This window comes from Stenotrophomonas sp. Nf1, assembly GCF_003028475.1.
In the GTDB taxonomy this organism is placed as follows: domain Bacteria; phylum Pseudomonadota; class Gammaproteobacteria; order Xanthomonadales; family Xanthomonadaceae; genus Stenotrophomonas.
The window spans coordinates 63,262-79,900 of the sequence record NZ_PYTV01000009.1 but is presented as its reverse complement, the minus strand read 5'-3'; the positions used below and the strand labels follow the sequence as shown (position 1 = coordinate 79,900).

Genomic DNA, 16,639 nt, shown 5'->3' with positions numbered 1-16,639 from the left:
ACCTGGGGTAGCGGCATTGAATCGCGCCGCAGTACCAGCTGGATGCCGGTTTGCTGGACCTCTGGTGCGCTCGTCAAGTTGATGCTTGCCAGTACATTCGCAGGCAAGGCCTGAACCTCGGAACCCGGTGTGTCCGAGAATTGTGCGCGCAGTAGCTGCGGCGTCGGATCGAACTGAACTTCGGTCTCGAACAGTGTCGGCCGCGAGGCATCTTTCACCATTCTCTGGCAATCCGCCACCGGACCACTAGCGAAGCCAATGCAAGTAGTCGGGTTGGCGGCCGATACGCACCAGCTGCATCGCCGAATCCGACTCAGCACGAGCAACATGATCGGAGAGACCAGGTGGTTGAATTCATAGTCGATGACGACGCTAATATGCACAAAGTCCGATCTCAGGATCGGTAGGAAAATGCGATGTGGTCCATCGTAGGACCCCGCACTAATACAATCAAAAAATTGTCATGGATACATTGTTTGATGACAAGGGCACGCTACAAGCGTCTGGTTGACCGCTTCGCCACCGACATCCGGGCGGGTCGGCTCGTGCCTGGGACCCGGCTGCCGACGCATCGACAATTGGCGGCAAAGGAGAATCTTGCCCTGGCCACAGCCACCCGGGTCTATGCCGAGCTGGAAAGTATGGGCCTGGTCAAAGGTGAGATCGGCCGCGGTACGTTCGTGCGGGAACACATGCTTTCGCCCAATCATGGGCTAGATCAGCAAGCTGTCGCGGCCGACTTGATCGATCTGAGCTTCAACTACCCCGCTTTGCCTGAGCAGACCGAACTTCTGCGAGCCGCGCTGCGCCAGCTTGCCAGCTCTGGCGAACTCGATGCCCTGTTGCGGTATCAGCCGCACGCCGGTCGCATGCAAGAGCGCGTCACCGTGGCCCGGCATCTGGCTCGTTCGGGCCTGTCGGTGGATCCCGACCGTGTGTTGATCGTCAGCGGCGCGCAACACGGGCTGGCGGTGGTTACCCTGGCCTTGCTGCAGCCGGGAGATGTGGTGGCCGTCGATGCCTTGACCTATCCCGGCTTCAAGACGTTGGCCGAGCAATTCAAGCTTGAACTGGTACCGGTGCCCACGACCGCGACCGGCATGGATTTGGATGCGCTGGAGCGGCTTTGCCAGAAACGCACGGTGCGCGCACTCTACACGATGCCGACAGTCCACAACCCATTGGGTTGGGTGTTGGACCTGGCAAGCCGCCAACGCCTGGTGACACTGACGCACCGGTACGGGTTGATACTGATCGAGGATGCGCCCTATGCCTTCCTTGAACAGAATCCGCCGCCGCCGCTGGCCGCACTGGCGCCCGAAGTGTGCGTCCATGTCGGTGGGCTGTCCAAGAACGTAGCGACCGGGCTGCGGTTCGGCTTTCTGGTGGCGCCCAGCGAACTGATTCCGAAGTTGGAGCGGATGATCCGCGCCACGGTTTGGAACACGCCGGCGACGATGACTGCGATCGCCTGTGCCTGGTTGGCCGATGGGACGGTAGCTCGGCTGGAACAGGCGAAGCGACGGGACGCGATGACCCGCCAGAACATCGCTGCCAAGGTATTCGAAGGGATGCATGTGATCCGTCACCGGGCGTCGTACTTCCTGTGGCTGCCTCTGCCCGAGGACGTGCGCGCCGATGCCGTGGCCCTGACCTTGCACAGGCAGGGCGTATTGGTCTCTACTGCTGCGCCGTTCTCGGTCGGGCAACGAGTTCCTCATGCCCTTCGGGTCGCTCTGGGGTCAGTCGATCAGGATACGCTGCGCCAGGCGCTGAGCAGCGTGCGCAACGTGATCGAGCGTGCATGACGCCTGTCCAGATCAGTCCAGTCCCAGTTCATTGCGGTTCTGCACGATACGACCGACCAAACCGTAGGCGACCGCCTCCTCGGCCGGCATCCACAGGTCACGCTCGATATCTTGGCGGACGCGCTCGACGGGTTGGCCACTTTCGCGCGCGATGACTTGAGCGATACGCTCGCGCGCCTTGATGATCTGCTCGGCCTGCAGCGCGACGTCGCTGGCCGGGCCGCCGGCGCCACCGCTTGGCTGATGGATCAGGAATCGCGTCTGCGGTAGGCAGACGCGGCGCTCTCGCGGCACGCCTAGATACAGATGCGTGGCTGCGCTGCCGACCCAGCCGGTACCGAGCATGCTGACCGGCGAAGAGACGAAGCGCACCATGTCGTGGATCGCATCACCCGACTCCAGATGACCGCCTGGCGAGCAGACGACCATGGTAATGGGGGCGCTCGATTCGGAATCCAGGACCAGCAGCTTGCGCACAGTTTCGGCAGCCAACGTGTCGGTGATGGTTCCAAACACCAGCACGGTGCGAGAACGGAAGGCCTTTTCTTCGAGGAAGGCGCTGCCCTGCGTGCTGGCTGGCCTTGCTGGTGTTTCGGTCTCCTGAAGCAACATGTGCAACCACTCCTTTGTGTTAGTTTCATCCTGTAAACGAACGAGCAGGTTTTTCCGTGACACACAAGGCTGATTCCCATCCGCTAATTAACGATGAAGCGCTGCGTCGCAGGCTGGTCAACCTGGCCCGGTACTGGCTTGCCCACGAGGAACTGGCCGAGGATTTGGTGCAAGAGACTTGGCTGCGGACGGCAGAAGGTTTCCCAGATCTTTCCGCAGATGGGCGACAAGCGTGGCTGTTGACCGTACTGCGACATCTGTGCATTGACGCCCGGCGTCGGCAGGAACGCCACAAGGCCGCGCTAGAGCATCTAGTCGCTTCAGGTGATGAGAATGAGACGCAGTACACACCCGAGGCGCTTGCAGATCAAGCGCAACGCGTGGAGCAGGCGCTACATCACCTCGTCAGCTCCCTACCAGCCGACGACGTGGCGATCGTTCTGCTCCATGACTTCTTCGGTTACCGTCATACGGAGCTGGGTGCGCTTGCAGGGTGCAGCGAAGCCGCCTCGCGCCAACAGCTGCACCGCGCCCGGCAGCGCATGCGCCGTTCCACACCCATACGGAAGCTGGAACATGACGATGCCGTCTGCCTTGTCGCGCTCTGCCAACTCGCTCTGGCTCGCCACGATCCCGCTGGCCTCGTGGCCGTGCTGCGCACCGCTCGACCTCATGCCCTTGCGCTTTATTTACCGACGGCGGATAAAGGCGCTGAGGCCACGTTGGCGTCACGAACCCCACAGACTCGCTGGGTCCAGTTCGGCGACATGATGGCTTTGCTTACGGTTACTGGCGGGTTCATCGCTTGCCTGCCTTTGAATGAGTCGAACGACCAAGCGCTTGCCGCTTAACCGTCAGATCGGCTCACTATCATCAAGGGCAGGTGTGATCAATTCCATGCACTAGACCAAAATCTACGCAAGTGGAGGCCGAGAGACATCGACGAAGCCCATAGACGGACCATGGGCATGGTCAGTTGGGTCGGCGCCTGGCATTCGCACCCACGTGGAGTCAAGGCCATCCCCAGCACGCAGGACCACATGTTGCTATCGCACATGGCGCGACGTTTGGGTACTCGGGGCTATCCCGCAGTGATGCTCATCGCCGGAGAGAATGGTATCGACGTCTTTCTTCAAGATGTAGGCCAATAGCGGCGTCCTATGTAGGGTCATCTAAGACGAACTCCTATCGCCGAGTGGTGATGTTACGCCGTATTAGCGGCACGTTTACGCCTGGCTCAGCCGCAGTGGAGTCATAGCCTAGGTGGCCCGTCTCCGCAATCGCCTCGCTTTGAGCATTGCCATCGGGCTGACGGATGGAGCCGGCGCAATCAGGCTCAGGTGCTCCGCCAGGCCAAGTGCTTTGAGGACACAGATCAGCGTGCGAATAGATGATCCTTGGCCGCCTTCAAGCTGAATCAAGGCTCTGCGAGAAATCCCTGCCTTGTCAGCCAGAGCGGCCTGCGAGATGTTAGCTGACAGACGGCGCGCCCGGATGCGTCGACCTAGGTCCTCCGCAAGCTCGTCAGGGGACTGAATCGGTATGTGACTCATTTGCGCGCAAATGTGCTCATTGATGGGCTAATTAGCCGTTGTGCGCTGAAATGTGAACAACAGCAGCGCCCTGACACCTCACACGATGGCCTTGGATCTCAACAGGCACGCCCGATATGCCCGCGGTCCCGCGAGTAGTTGTCCAAATCATTGGTTAGGCGAATGGGGTTCAGGACTGAGTGTTGCCAAGCGAGATTCGCTCTTTGATGCGCTGTGCCGCAATTTGCAGACCCATGTCATTTTGAGGATAGGGAGCGGCGAACAATGGGGCTTCGACCCAGAACAGAAGCTGGCCGGGGTGCACATAGGGTTGGTGATCGTCAAGTAGTAGCGTTTCACCTAGTCGGGTTGACACAAATCGCAGATCTTTGGTCTGCCCAACCCACTCGACGTATGGAAGCTTCAAGAACCATGGAGGAGCAGATCCTTCCTGCACCAGAAGTGCCGCTATCTCGGCAACCAGAGGTTGAGGCACGGAAGTGAACAGCACGATCTTGCTGAAGGTGGATTGGGCGAACTCCATAAACGTCATGAGCCCTGGTCTAGGTATCTGGCTGATCGCATTGGAGATCAGGGTTCCTTCGAGGTCGAGGGCGAGAATGGTTGGGCGCATTTTTTTAAGCCTTGTGTTGCCTTGATGGGCCGCACCGTTGAGGTGCGCCTATTGCGACCGCTCGCGTTCATACATAGATGGGCGAAGGCTGCGCGAGCCAATAGTCATCTCCAATTCTCAAGATGCTGTGCAGAGCTACATCAACCATCAGAGGCCGCCGCCAAGCCTTCTCTGGCAAGAAGCAGAAGTCCGAGCAGTGCAGTGCGCCCCTAGTCTCCTTCTGGCAAAGCCAGCGTGACCTTCGCCGTATCTCACAGGCGAGGGCCGCTAGGGCTGCGTCTTCGCTCCCCCCGCTGCTCAGAAACTGACTGGCGGCCCCCCTCACGGAAGACCAAAGCACGTATCTCTTTCGGCCAAGGCTGAGTCGATTCCAGTCTTCCTCTTGGTCACTGAGGATTTCATTTGCCAAGTGACTGCCGAAGCGGTGCTTTCGAAGTAGCGAAGCTAAGTACGCAGTGGCCTCTCGTTCTGCCAGCTGTCGCCAGACCCAGAGCTTCTCTTGAGGTGTAAGTACCGGGCGCCAGGCGGCTAGCATCAGCGACAGGGCCGCGTCTAAGTTGCCGGGCAATTGCCAGTTCTTCTGGTACGACCAGCTGACCGGCTCGTACAAAGATCGCTTAATGGGCCCGTTGTTGCTTTCTTGAGGCGCAACAACTCCTGCGCTCCTTAAGAACACAAGCAACTGTTGTGTGACTGCTGGGTCAGCAGAGACAGGGGCGCTAACGGTCGTTGAGCGCTCTAGGGCACACCAGGCACAGGTGTAGAAGGGGCCTAGCGATACGACGAGTGCGTCGAGTTCGGGCCACGAAGGAAGGAGGGTCTGTTGGCCAAGGCCACAGATCACTCGATCCCCAGCAAATTAACCAGACCAAATGCTACCAAGCAGAGCCTGTGTCGTCCACATGATTTTCATGTAACGCGAGCGTCGGCCATAGATTGCCTACCGCTTCCTGAGGCGGACCGGATGGCTACGAAGACGATCTATCAGGACCCATACCTCCGGTTGGTTGGCAAGCTTCGTGAGCGTCGGGAGATCTTAGGGGTCAGTCAGTCTCAGGTCGCTACCCATCTTGGGTGGCATCAGCAGCGGATTTCATCCATAGAGTCTGGATCGCGTCGCTTAGACGTTCTGGAGTTCTGCCAGCTAGCATCCGCCTTGGGTTTCTCGCAGGCTGAAGTGTCTGAACTGATCGGCAAGGCGCTGAAGGCCGTGCGGGTCCAAAAGGTCAAATGAAGGACCTCACGTAAGAGAGCTTCTTTCGTGAAATGTAAGTCATTGATTTATTAGGCTCAAATAGAATCCGCATTGTTTTTTAGTTCCTCAGCAGCAAATAGGCCACGGTGGTGCCGGTCGCTGACCGGCAACCGCATGGAGCAGGGTAGTGCCGGCCGCTGGCCGGCAACCCGATGAACCGGAGGCGGCCTCACGCCGCCCCCGGAACCTGGCTCAGTACGCGATCCAGGCATCGCGCCAGGCCGAGCCCACGCCCGGCCGATACGCCTCTGCATTGACGTTGCACCACGCGCCTTCCGGGAACGGTCGGCAGGCGTACAGCTTGCCGTCGCTGCCCTTCACCACGGTCTGGCCCGGCACGTAGCTGCCGATGCCGACCGGATACACGCTGTCGTAGTCACCGCCGGGCGACGGCGTGCCGGGATCCGGCACCTTGGTGTCGAGCTGGAAGCGGTTGCCGTCTTTCAGGTACACGCGGTTGGCGGTGGCCGAGGCCGACGGCGTGATCACACCATTGGCAAGCACGCCCACCCGTGCATGCTGCGCGCTGGCATTGACCTTGCGGGCCAGCGCCAGCGGCCACTGCGCAGCTGCGGTCTGGCCACTGGCCAGCGTGGCTTCCACGCGTTCGACGTCATTGCCGTTGGCGTTGAACACGCGCAGCGCCAGGGTGGTGCCGACCGGCAGCTCGCCGCGTGCGGTCACCGGGCCGGCATCCTGCCATTGCGGCGCCGGTGTCGTACCGCCGCCGCCCTGGAAGCGCACATCCATGCAGGTGTAGAACGCTTCGGTCGAATCCGAACGCTGCCAGGTGTTGTAGATCACGTGCTGGCCGGTGCGCTGCGGCAGCGTGCACTGCAGCTTGTAGGTGCCATCGGCCGACAGCGGTGTGTTGCCCAGCGTGCAGAATTCCTGCAGGTCGGCCCAGCGCAGCGGGCTGCCCGGCTGCCAGCCCTCGCGGGTGACGAAGAAGCGCCAGTCGCGCGTGGCGTGTGGCGCGGTGGCCTTGAACACGAAGGTGAACCTGCCATTGGCATCGGGCTGGATCGGGGTGGTCTGCCAGTCGCTGCGGTCCACGTCCAGGCCGCGGAAGGTCGGGTTGTTGCCGCTGCACAGCTTGCCGTCGGGTACCACCGCCTGATGATTGCCGTTGGCGTTGGCCTGGTTGATGCCGTTCCAGTCGTAGAACGCCTGTGAGCCGCCGATCGCCTTGGCGGCGGCACAGGCCGGATTGGTTGGATTCTCGGGATTGCCCTGGAAGCAGGCATAGACGCGGCTGACCGGTGTGGTCATGGTGCCGTGGGCGGCCGCAGTGCCGGCCAGGCCCAGGCCGGCGGCGGCGAACGTGGTGGCCAGCAGCAGCGGTGTGGATCGGAATGACATGGCGCATCCTTGTGGTCGTCGAAAGGGAACGGTGACCGCAGGAGCTGCGCTGCGCGGCGGACTTTCGGCGGCACCCCCGCGAGTATCGAGTCGCGATGCAGGGGGCGGAACCACGAAGATGCCGATCCGTGACTGCGCATGTGAAGCCCTTCCCGCAGGCTTCACGTGGGGCTGAACGGATGCGCGGGCGATCACGTGATCGGCGTGCCATCGATCACGTCATGAAGGTCACGCGGCGGGGATGCCACAGCGACCCGATCGGCCTGGCACGAGAAGCATCCGTGGGCCGCGTTGTGCAGCTGGACGAAGGCCACCGCCGGATCGGCGAACAGCCGATCCAGCTGCGCACCGACCTCGCTGCCTGCGGCGATCTGCGCCTCCCGCATCAGCGCGGCGTGATCGTAGGCACGCAACGAGATCATCCGGCGCTGCACATAGGGCGGTACTTCGCCAGGTGGCAGCACGCGTCGGGTCGCCCCGCGCTGGACGAAGATCGGGCCGGACGCGTGATAGGGCGAGTGCAGCGGCAGATGGACATGCGAGAGCAGGAGCAGCTCGCTGCCCGGCGGCGGATCGCTCAGTCCCACCCGGCAGGGGTGGCCGCCGTGCGCGCCGGCCCAGCGGCGCTGGATGCCCAGTGCGGCCAACGCCGTGTCGCTCTTCTCGAACAGGTGCAGGAACGGGCGGTGGTCGATGCCACCGAGGTACCACGTGTGCATGCCGGTCTCCTTGTGTGCGCCGCATTCTGCGCCGGGGCGCGCGCAGGGTGCTCGCCGTTTCCCGACCTTGCATTCCACGGCCCGGGCGGGAGCCTCAGCCGGTGGCTGCAAGGCGCTAAGATGCGCGCGGCGCCCCTGCCGACGAGCGGCGAATGTCCCTGCATTTCCCTACCATCACCGTGCTTGGCTTCCTGCTCTGCATCGGCATCGCGATGGGATTTTCGCTGCTGCTGCTGGTGCTGCGGGGGCAACCGGTGCTGCGCCAATGGACGATCAGTCTGTGGCTGATGACGCTGGGGGTGACTCTGCTGGCATTGCGCCCATATCTGCCGCTGGTCCCTGCGGTGCTGGCCGGCAACGCGGCAATGGCGGCCTGCGGCCTGATGATGCTGCGGGGCGTGGCCCTGCACCTGGAGCGACCGTTGCCGATGTGGCGGCCGCTGCTGCTGGCGGCCACGTTCATGGCCTGCATCTTCGCGTTCCTGGTGATGTGGCCCGACCTGGGCATCCGCCTGCAGGTGTTCAGTGTGTTCGCGATGCTGGTCAACGGCTGGATTGCCGTGCTGCTGCTGCGCTACGCGCCGCCGCAGCAGCGCACCAGTTGCCGGCTGGCTGCGGCGGTGTTCCTGGCCGAGGCCGCACTGTATGCGGTTCGACTGTGGCTGCCGGTTGCGCCTGACGCCGGCGAGGACATCATGCGCACCGGATCACCGATGTTCGCCACCTATCTGGCCGGCGTGATGCTGGAGCTGGCGCGCTGCTTCGCCATGGTGCTGCTGCTGGTTGAACGCATGCTGGTCGACCTGCGCCACGCCGCGCGTACCGATGGACTGACCGGCCTGCTCAACCGCAGTGCGGTGCTGGCCGATGGGCAGGCCCGGTTGCTGCAGTTGCGCCGCCAGCGACGATCGTTGGTGCTGCTGCTGATCGACGTGGACCACTTCAAGACGATCAACGACCGCTGGGGCCATCCGGCCGGCGACGAGGTGCTGCGCCACTTTGCCCATGTGCTGCAGCAGTGCCTGCGCGGACGCGACCACCTGCTGGGGCGCTACGGTGGCGAGGAGTTCGTGCTGGTGCTGGCAGGCAGCTCGCAGCGCGAAGCGGTGGAACTGGCCGCGATGATCCGTGTGCGCCTGCAGCAGTGGCCGGCGTCCCTGGCCCAGGGGCCGGTGGCCGTCACCGCCAGCGTCGGCCTGGCCGTGGACGCCGGGCAGGGCGAGCTGGGCCTGTTGCTGGCGGCTGCCGACGCCGCCCTCTACCGTGCCAAGGCCGAGGGACGCGACCGTCTGGTCTGTGCAGCCCCGGAGGCGGTTTCGCCATTGCCCATCGCCGCCGACGCCGTGCCCGTGTAAGTTGGGTCACATCTTCCGCGGCAGTCCGTCGTGGTCGGCAGGAACGTCCTCCAGGGGAAACGAGCACGATGCAAAGACACCACCTCGCACTGGCCACCATGCTGGCCAGCCTGATGCTGGCCGGCTGCGGTCCATCACCCTCGGGCAATACCGAGGGCGGTGCCGATGCACCCAGCCGCCGCTACGGCACGCTGGCATTCCAGCCCTGCACGCTGTCCAGCGAAGGCGCCAGCGCCAACGTCGCGGCCCAATGCACCACGCTGCAGGTGCCCGAAGACCGCGCCCGGCCTGACGGTCGCCGCATCGACCTGCGCATCGCCTGGCTGGAGTCGGGCGACAATGGCGCCAGCCAACCCGATCCGGTGTTCTTCCTGGCCGGCGGCCCCGGCCAGGCCGCCAGCGAAGTGGCGGTCATCGTCGACACCGCGCTGCGCCAGGTCCGCAAGCAGCGCGACATCTTCCTGATCGACCAGCGCGGTACCGGCGGCTCCAATCCCCTGACCTGCCTGGGCTCGGATGGCAAGCCGCTGCCCATCGACGAGGAGGCCGCTCCCAGCGAGGCCCTGTTGCGCGACTACGCCCAGCGCTGCGCCGCATCGCTGAAGGGACGCGCCGACGCGCGCTTCTACACCACCAGCGAGGCAATCGTCGACCTGGACGCGGTACGCCAGGCATTGGGTGTGGACCAGCTCAACCTGGTCGGCGGCTCCTACGGCACCCGGGTGGCCCAGCGCTATGCCGGCGCCTACCCGCAGCACACCCGCAGCATCGTCATCGATGGCGTTGTGCCCAATGAGCTGGTGGTCGGCGGCGACTTCGCCAACACCTTCGAAGACGCGATCACGCTGCAGGCAGCGCAGTGCCGCAAGAACGCGGCGTGCAGCAAGCGTTTCCCGGTCGATACCGCTGCCCAGCTGCGCAGCGTGGTTGCAACCCTGCGCCGTGCACCGGTGACCGTCGACTATCGCGATCCGGGCACCAACGCGCCACGCCAGGACGTGCTGAGCCCGGACAGCGTGGTGGGCCTGGCGTTCGCCTTCTCCTACGTGCCGCAGTTCTCCTCGCTGCTGCCGCTGGTGCTGGATGAAGCCGCACAGGGCCGCTACGCACCGCTGGCATCGCTGGCGCGCGGTGCCAACCGCAGCATGGATTTCCAGATCAACCGCGGCATGCAGTGGTCGGTGATCTGCAGCGAGGATGCGCCGCGCTACCGCGCACCGCCTGCGAACCCCGACCGCCTGTTCGGCAACGAAGTGGCCAGTGCATTCTTCGCCGCCTGCCCGGTATGGCCGCACCAGCCCGCGGCGCCGGCCAATGCCGAACCTCTGCGCAGTGAGGTACCGGCGCTGCTGTTGTCCGGTGAGCTGGATCCGGTCACCCCGCCGCGCTACGCCGAACAGGTCCTCAAGGGCCTGCCCAACGGTCGCGCACTGGTGGCCCGCGGTCAGGGCCACGGCACCCTGGCTGCCGGCTGCATGCCGCGCCTGCTCGGCCAGTTCATCGACAAGACCGATGCCAAGGCGCTCGACGCCAGCTGCCTGGACACGCTGAGCTACGTGCCGGCGTTCACCTCGTTCAACGGATGGGAACCATGATCGTCGCCGACAACCTGCACAAGGCCTTCGACACCCGCAGCGGGCGCATCCAGGCGGTGTCCAACGTCGGCTTCCGCGCCGAGGATGGCCGCATCACCGGCCTGCTTGGCCCCAACGGCGCCGGCAAGACCACCACCATGCGCATGCTCTACACGCTGATGACCCCCGACCAGGGCAGCATCACCGTCGATGGCATCGACGCTGCGCGCGACCCGGTGGAAGTGCGCCGCCACCTCGGCGTACTGCCCGATGCGCGTGGCGTCTACAAGCGCTTGACCGCACGCGAGAACATCGCCTACTTCGGCGAACTGCACGGCCTGTCCGCGCAGAAGATCCGCGAACGCATCGAGGTGCTGTCCCATGCACTGGACATGGGCGACATCCTCGACCGGCAGACCGATGGCTTCTCGCAGGGCCAGCGCACCAAGACCGCGATCGCGCGCGCGCTGGTGCATGACCCGCGCAATGTCATCCTGGATGAACCGACCAACGGCCTGGACGTGATGACCACCCGCGCACTGCGCCGTTTCCTGCTGGGGCTGCGCGAAGAAGGCCGCTGCGTGATCCTGTCCAGCCACATCATGCAGGAGGTCGGGGCGCTGTGCGACCACATCGTGATCATCGCCAAGGGCACGGTGATGGCCGCCGGCAGTGCCGATGAGCTGCGCGCGCAGGCCGGTGAACCCAATCTGGAAGATGCATTCGTGACACTGATCGGCAGCGAAGAGGGCCTGCACGCATGAGCATGATGTCGACCCTGATGACGGTGATGCGCAAGGAACTGCGCGATCTGTCGCGTGATCGCCGCACGTTGCTGCTGACCCTGCTGTTCGGGCCGCTGCTCTACCCGGTACTGCTGCTGGGTATGGGCAAGCTGGCCGAAAGCCGGGTGCGCACGCAGATCGAACAGCCGTTGCAGATTCCCACCATCGGTGCGGAGAACGCGCCCAACCTGGTGCGCTTCCTCGCTGCGCAGGGCCTCAATGCCACCCCGGCACCGAAGGAACTGGCGGAGGCGATCCGCAGCCAGGACATCGACGTCGCGCTGCGCATCAGCGATGACTTCGGCAGCAACTGGGCCGATGGCAAGCCGGCACTGGTGGAGGTGATCAAGGACAGCACCCGTCGCGCCGCTGAAGTTCCCAGTGCGCGCCTGGAAGCTGCCCTGGCCACCTACAACGGCCAGGTGGGCGCGCTGCGGCTGATGTCGCGTGGCATCGACGCGCAGGTGGCACGCCCACTGGATGTGGCACGTCAGGATATGGCCAGTGCCGAAGCCAAGCGCGGCATGATCCTGTCGATGCTGCTGCCGGTGCTGCTGACCCTGACCTCGTTCATCGGTGGCGCCTATCTGGTGATGGATGCCACCGCCGGTGAGTGTGAGCGGCAGTCGCTGGAACCGTTGTTGGCCACGCCCGGCTCGCGCAGCGCGATCGTCAGCGGCAAGATCGCCGCGGCCTGCGTGGTCGGCTTCATTTCGCTGCTGTTGACCCTGGTGGCGTTCAAGGTGAGCGCGCAGATCGCACCAGGCAATGTCGGTCGCCAGTTCAACATGAACATCGGCTCGATGCTGCAGATGCTGCTGGTGATGCTGCCGATGCTGCTGATCGGCACCTCGCTGCTGACCTTCCTCTCGGCCGCCGCCAAGAGCATGAAGGAAGCGCAGAGCCACATGACCTGGTTGATGCTGCTGCCGATGCTGCCAGGCTACGCGCTGGTGGCGTACCCGCTGAAGAGCGAACTGTGGCAGTACGCAGTGCCGTTCCTGTCGCAGAACCAGATGCTGCTGAAGGTGATCCGCCACGAGATGATCACCCCATCGGTGTGGGCGATCTACCTCGGCGCCAGCCTCGGCCTGGCCGCGCTGCTGTGGTTCGCCGCCGTGCGCCGCTACCACAACGAGCGCCTGGCGATCTCCGGCTGAGCGCGGGTGGTAGCGCCGGGCCATGCCCGGCAGATCTGAAACGAGGCCCGGTCATTCCGGGCCTCGTTGTTCCGGGAGCGGTTCATGGGGTTGCCAGGACGGTGAGGCCAGATATGCCTCCAGCCATGCCCCACGGATCTGTGGCGGCCGATGCGGGTCCGCGCATCGGTAAGAAATATTGCAAAAGTAGTGGGATGGCGCAGGCTGACGTTTCTGCCTCTTAATGCCGTGAGCATGGGGCCGTACCGTGGCATCACACTTCTGCACCGTGATCCAATGGACCTGGACTCACCTCACGCCGCCCCCATCGACATGGGACACCGCACCTTCCTCGCGCAGACGCATGGCATCGTCGATCAGGCGTGGGTCGCTGCCGCGCAGTTCGCCGATCTTCCGGTCGAACCGTTGAACCCACCGTTGCTGGGTAGGCGCCTGCACCTACCGCCGCTTCTTGTGCCACTGCACGCACTCTCATGGCAAGCGCGGCTTGAACTGCTCGAGCGCGCCGATGCCCACCTGCGTGATCGCGGTCGGCCGCTGTTCTGCACCCTGCTTGCGAGTGACGCACCCGACCGGGTTCGAAACCACCTGATGAGCCGGATGGCGCCCTTGCGCCCGCGAACCGGCAGGGTGCTGTTCCGCGTACACGACGCACGGGTATTCCGTCATCTCCGCTGGATGCTGGCACCCTCCCAGATGGCACAGTTGATGGGGCCGATTTCGGCCTGGACCTGGCATGAGCCCTTGGGCAATACGTGGCGCACCCAGCAGCGCCCGCCCACCGAGGGTCCGCCCGGTCCGTTGATCCAACCTGACCAATGGGACGACCTGGCCCAGGTCGCCTGCATCAACGGTTGCCTGAGAGACCTCGCCGAGGCCGGTGCCGGCCACGCCAGCTCCCTGCTGCCCGCCTTGCGACAGGCGATTGGCGAAGCCAGGAGCGTGGGGCTGCAGGATCTGGACGATCTGCAGATGTACGCGTACCAGCGTCTGCGCGATGGCGGGGGGGCGGCCCAGCAAGCGGCACTGAACCTGAGGCTCAAGCGTGTCCACCAGCAGGGGATGTCCTATCGCATGGCCTGCCAGCTGGAGCGACAGCACGGTCTGCAGACAGAGGCGGCATGACTGGGCCCGAGACCCACCCCGACTATTGCCCGAACTGCATCACATCGGGGTTGCCGCTGCTGCTTACGCGCTACGCAGTGGCGCGGGCAGACGACGAGGTGCGCGAAGCAGCGCCCGTGCTGCAGGCACCGTTCGACGACATCAGCAACGCACAGCCTCTGCCGGCGGATGCAGCGCACTACACGCTTCGCCTGCTGCGGGGTGGCTATGTCTACAGCTACCATCAGGCGCGTGACGAGTGGAAAGCATGGCAGTTGAACGAATACGGAGACCTGAGTGCGTTCGACATCCGTGATCTGACCCCGCCGCCCCAGAACGACACGCAGCCGGCGAGGTGCTCGCGCCACGGCGAAACGTTGCTGTCCAAGTGCATCATCGTGCCCGACGCCTCCCAGGCAACCCTCCTGTGGCTGGCCTACAGCAGCGCGCCGTGGACGCGCAGAGTGTGGCAGAAGCACAAGGACGAGGCCTATCGCCAGCAGCATATGCGGTGCGTCGATATCGCCGCGTGGCGCACAGGAGCTTCCGCGCAAGCGCACATGGCCGGTCTTGAGCATGGCCTGAGCCAAGTGGCCGAGATCCACCTGGCCAAGCCATCCACGACATTGACAGTCTCACGCGATGACAGGGGCGTGCAGGGCATTCCGGCGATCAATGCGGTTCCCGGTGTGCATGCATTCGAGTTCAGCCTGGATCAATGGGCAAACTACTCCATGGCGCAAGTCGACCTGTTGATCGCACAGGCAGACATCGCTGCCGGTCATCCGCAGGTATCGCCGCCCGCGCTGGTGGCGCTGGACGACCCGATCGGCATCATTTCCGATCTGAACCAGCTCGCCACCGAACGCATTCTGGAATGGGAGGCCGAGCCCGAGCGCCAGGAGCGGCTGCAGTCGGCTTCCTCCATTTCGATGATCGAGGGCGCTGTGCGTCAGGGCGCATTCGAAGATGTCGCGTACCGCCGTAGAGACGCCGCCCTGTTCGGCCGCGGCGTGGTCAGCATCCTGGGCGGGAAAACCAATGCGGATCAGCTGGCCAGACCCTTGCAGGCATGGAATCACGACATATTTGCAGTCGAGGATGAGGAGGAAGTGCTGGTCAAGGCCGAGAAGTCCTGGCGCAAGTACAGCCGCCACCTGCGCCAGCGCGATGCACACACGCACTGGCTGGATCAGGTATACGCCCCCGCGCAGGCGCGGTTCTATGAAGACGCCGTGGCCGATCTGGACAGGGCATGCATTGCATGGTGGAAGGCGCCGGCTTTCATGCAGCACATGCAGAGCAACTACGACAGCAGGGACAGCACCAGCGGGGTGCTCTACCAGGAAGTGGTGACCAACCTGCTGCGTGACTCAAGCTCGCGCGGCCTGATCATGGGCTACCTGCTCGAGCGGATGCAGCAGGATGACGTGCAGGACCCGCGAGCCATCCTTCTGCGAGCGCAGATGTGGAACCAGGATGCGTTGCTGAAGACATGGAAGGACACCATGGAGAACGCCAGTGTCGCACCGGGCACGCGGGACTGGCTGACAGCGGCCAACGGCCTGTCAAACGCGCTCAAGGCGCTACTGGATGCAGAATCCGCCGGTAAGCTGGGCGCGATGTTCCAGGGTACGGCCAAGCTGGTGGAGCAGCTTTCCGCACCCCTGACACAGATGATCGGCCGAGGAGTGGGGCGGCTATTCGAGGGCGGCGCCATGCTGTTGCCCACCCGGATGCAGGTGGGGATGCTGACCGCACTCGCACAGTCGGCATCGCCCGGCAGCGAGCTGGTGGATCTGAGTGGGCACACGACGCCCAAGCGCGCCCGCAATGCTTTGGCGATGGTGGTCAGCGAGCGTGCCGGGTTGAACGCGGCCAGTCAGGCGCGCGCCGTGGCTGCTCACGCCGTTGCCGCAGCCGATGCGGATATGGAGGGAAAGCGCTTCAGAATCGGCCTTGTTGCCTTGGTGGACAGCGATCAGTTGCGACTGTTCAAGGCGCTCAATGCCAAGGCGGTGATCACCGGCACGTCGCGTCATGCCGAACTGGCGCGAACGCTGACAACCGTGGATATGTACGACGCCATGCGCGGCAGCTTCGCCAAGCTTGGCAACACCTCCTTCGCCTATGGCACGGCCAGCCTGGTATTTGCCTCCGCCAGCCTTTCCGAACTGAGCAGGCAGTACAGCAAGGCACTGCCACGTGAACGCTCACTTCTGGGCGCCAACTTTGCTGCCGGCGTGGGTGCACTGGTGGGCGACTCGGCGATGCTGCTGGGCGAGATCGGATCGAAGTTGCCGTGGTTCTCGCAGAAACTTGCCGAGCCGTTGGGGCGTTGGGCGTCCTATGCGCAGACACGTGCGGCGGTCGTCTACGCTGCTGGGCGTTGGCTGAGCGGAATTGCTGGGATGGTGCTGGGTGGACTGACGGTCTACGAAGGCGCAAGGGACGTCAGACTGGCACCTGCGTATGGGATAGGCATGATTCTCGGAGGGTCAATGGCCATCGCTTCAAGTATCCTTCTACTGGCAGGAGCTGCGCTTCCAGTTGCGATTATTCTTCTCCTCATTGCGTCGGTCATTACAGTGGTCGTCGGTTGGATGAAGCCCGACGAGGTCCAGCGATGGATGGACAGGGCGCTGCATTTCGGGATCAATCGGGCAGGTTCATTTGTAGACATCGATGAGCAGTGCAGTGAGCTATCAAGGTTGAGAATCTAGGCATGCTCACGGGTTG

At 63.9% G+C, this 16,639-nt stretch carries 14 protein-coding genes; 9 read left to right on the top strand and 5 right to left on the bottom strand.

Features of this window, described 5'->3' with window-relative positions:
- The first annotated feature begins 479 nt into the window (after window positions 1-479).
- The gene (locus C9412_RS16045; protein ID WP_107232561.1) at window positions 480-1,808 is read left to right on the top strand and encodes a PLP-dependent aminotransferase family protein; all 1,329 of its coding nucleotides are present in this window, start codon (window positions 480-482) and stop codon (window positions 1,806-1,808) included.
- 12 nt (window positions 1,809-1,820) lie between these two features.
- Here the strand turns inward: C9412_RS16045 and C9412_RS16040 are convergent, their stop codons facing one another.
- Entirely contained in the window at window positions 1,821-2,420 is a 600-nt protein-coding gene (locus C9412_RS16040) for an ATP-dependent Clp protease proteolytic subunit (RefSeq protein ID WP_107232560.1), read from the bottom strand.
- 56 nt (window positions 2,421-2,476) lie between these two features.
- On the opposite strand from C9412_RS16040, the gene C9412_RS16035 reads away from it, so the two are divergent.
- Complete coding sequence (locus tag C9412_RS16035) at window positions 2,477-3,271, top strand: RNA polymerase sigma factor (RefSeq protein ID WP_107232559.1); 795 nt, start codon at window positions 2,477-2,479, stop codon at window positions 3,269-3,271.
- A 408-nt stretch (window positions 3,272-3,679) separates the two neighbouring features.
- On the opposite strand, the gene C9412_RS16025 is transcribed toward C9412_RS16035, so the two are convergent.
- Together C9412_RS16025 and C9412_RS16020 are read right to left on the bottom strand one after the other, a co-directional pair.
- Window positions 3,680-3,973: a helix-turn-helix transcriptional regulator gene (locus C9412_RS16025; RefSeq protein WP_107232557.1), complete on the bottom strand. Its 294-nt coding sequence runs from the start codon at window positions 3,971-3,973 to the stop codon at window positions 3,680-3,682.
- 169 nt (window positions 3,974-4,142) lie between these two features.
- Window positions 4,143-4,586 (bottom strand): NIF family HAD-type phosphatase, encoded by a 444-nt coding sequence (locus C9412_RS16020; protein WP_107232556.1) that lies wholly within the window; start codon window positions 4,584-4,586, stop codon window positions 4,143-4,145.
- A 964-nt stretch (window positions 4,587-5,550) separates the two neighbouring features.
- On the opposite strand from C9412_RS16020, the gene C9412_RS16015 reads away from it, so the two are divergent.
- Window positions 5,551-5,820 carry a helix-turn-helix transcriptional regulator gene (locus tag C9412_RS16015; protein ID WP_107232555.1) on the top strand — a complete coding sequence of 90 codons (270 nt, stop codon included), beginning with the start codon at window positions 5,551-5,553 and terminating at the stop codon, window positions 5,818-5,820.
- A gap of 213 nt (window positions 5,821-6,033) precedes the next feature.
- On the opposite strand, the gene C9412_RS16010 is transcribed toward C9412_RS16015, so the two are convergent.
- Together C9412_RS16010 and C9412_RS16005 are read right to left on the bottom strand one after the other, a co-directional pair.
- Entirely contained in the window at window positions 6,034-7,203 is a 1,170-nt protein-coding gene (locus tag C9412_RS16010) for a lytic polysaccharide monooxygenase (protein WP_107232554.1), read from the bottom strand.
- A 191-nt stretch (window positions 7,204-7,394) separates the two neighbouring features.
- Window positions 7,395-7,922 carry a DUF1203 domain-containing protein gene (locus tag C9412_RS16005; protein ID WP_107232553.1) on the bottom strand — a complete coding sequence of 176 codons (528 nt, stop codon included), beginning with the start codon at window positions 7,920-7,922 and terminating at the stop codon, window positions 7,395-7,397.
- A 152-nt stretch (window positions 7,923-8,074) separates the two neighbouring features.
- Here C9412_RS16005 and C9412_RS16000 point away from each other — a divergent pair, with 152 nt between their 5' ends.
- From C9412_RS16000 to C9412_RS15975, 6 genes are all read left to right on the top strand, one after another.
- Window positions 8,075-9,277, top strand: coding sequence for a GGDEF domain-containing protein (locus C9412_RS16000; protein WP_107232552.1), 1,203 nt, complete (start codon window positions 8,075-8,077; stop codon window positions 9,275-9,277).
- A gap of 68 nt (window positions 9,278-9,345) precedes the next feature.
- Window positions 9,346-10,872: an alpha/beta hydrolase gene (locus tag C9412_RS15995; protein ID WP_107232551.1), complete on the top strand. Its 1,527-nt coding sequence runs from the start codon at window positions 9,346-9,348 to the stop codon at window positions 10,870-10,872.
- Window positions 10,869-11,615 carry an ATP-binding cassette domain-containing protein gene (locus C9412_RS15990; protein WP_107232550.1) on the top strand — a complete coding sequence of 249 codons (747 nt, stop codon included), beginning with the start codon at window positions 10,869-10,871 and terminating at the stop codon, window positions 11,613-11,615. The genes C9412_RS15995 and C9412_RS15990 overlap by 4 nt, the downstream gene beginning before the upstream one ends.
- A complete protein-coding gene (locus tag C9412_RS15985) occupies window positions 11,612-12,796 on the top strand; it encodes an ABC transporter permease (RefSeq protein WP_107232549.1) in 1,185 nt (394 codons plus the stop codon). Before C9412_RS15990 ends, C9412_RS15985 begins: the two co-directional genes overlap by 4 nt.
- A gap of 276 nt (window positions 12,797-13,072) precedes the next feature.
- Window positions 13,073-13,921 (top strand): DUF4123 domain-containing protein, encoded by an 849-nt coding sequence (locus tag C9412_RS15980; protein WP_181358702.1) that lies wholly within the window; start codon window positions 13,073-13,075, stop codon window positions 13,919-13,921.
- On the top strand, window positions 13,918-16,623 hold the full coding sequence (locus C9412_RS15975) for a T6SS effector BTH_I2691 family protein (protein WP_107232547.1): 2,706 nt from the start codon (window positions 13,918-13,920) through the stop codon (window positions 16,621-16,623). The genes C9412_RS15980 and C9412_RS15975 overlap by 4 nt, the downstream gene beginning before the upstream one ends.
- Window positions 16,624-16,639 lie beyond the last annotated feature (16 nt).

Coding starts and splice junctions, on each gene's coding strand:
- C9412_RS16040 (WP_107232560.1), bottom strand. CDS start 2,420: ATGTTGCTTCAGGAGACCGAAACACCAGCAAGGCCAGCCAGCACGCAG.
- C9412_RS16025 (WP_107232557.1), bottom strand. CDS start 3,973: ATGAGTCACATACCGATTCAGTCCCCTGACGAGCTTGCGGAGGACCTA.
- C9412_RS16005 (WP_107232553.1), bottom strand. CDS start 7,922: ATGCACACGTGGTACCTCGGTGGCATCGACCACCGCCCGTTCCTGCAC.
- C9412_RS15990 (WP_107232550.1), top strand. CDS start 10,869: ATGATCGTCGCCGACAACCTGCACAAGGCCTTCGACACCCGCAGCGGG.
- C9412_RS16000 (WP_107232552.1), top strand. CDS start 8,075: ATGTCCCTGCATTTCCCTACCATCACCGTGCTTGGCTTCCTGCTCTGC.
- C9412_RS16010 (WP_107232554.1), bottom strand. CDS start 7,203: ATGTCATTCCGATCCACACCGCTGCTGCTGGCCACCACGTTCGCCGCC.
- C9412_RS16020 (WP_107232556.1), bottom strand. CDS start 4,586: ATGCGCCCAACCATTCTCGCCCTCGACCTCGAAGGAACCCTGATCTCC.
- C9412_RS16045 (WP_107232561.1), top strand. CDS start 480: ATGACAAGGGCACGCTACAAGCGTCTGGTTGACCGCTTCGCCACCGAC.
- C9412_RS15980 (WP_181358702.1), top strand. CDS start 13,073: ATGGACCTGGACTCACCTCACGCCGCCCCCATCGACATGGGACACCGC.
- C9412_RS16015 (WP_107232555.1), top strand. CDS start 5,551: ATGGCTACGAAGACGATCTATCAGGACCCATACCTCCGGTTGGTTGGC.
- C9412_RS15975 (WP_107232547.1), top strand. CDS start 13,918: ATGACTGGGCCCGAGACCCACCCCGACTATTGCCCGAACTGCATCACA.
- C9412_RS15985 (WP_107232549.1), top strand. CDS start 11,612: ATGAGCATGATGTCGACCCTGATGACGGTGATGCGCAAGGAACTGCGC.
- C9412_RS15995 (WP_107232551.1), top strand. CDS start 9,346: ATGCAAAGACACCACCTCGCACTGGCCACCATGCTGGCCAGCCTGATG.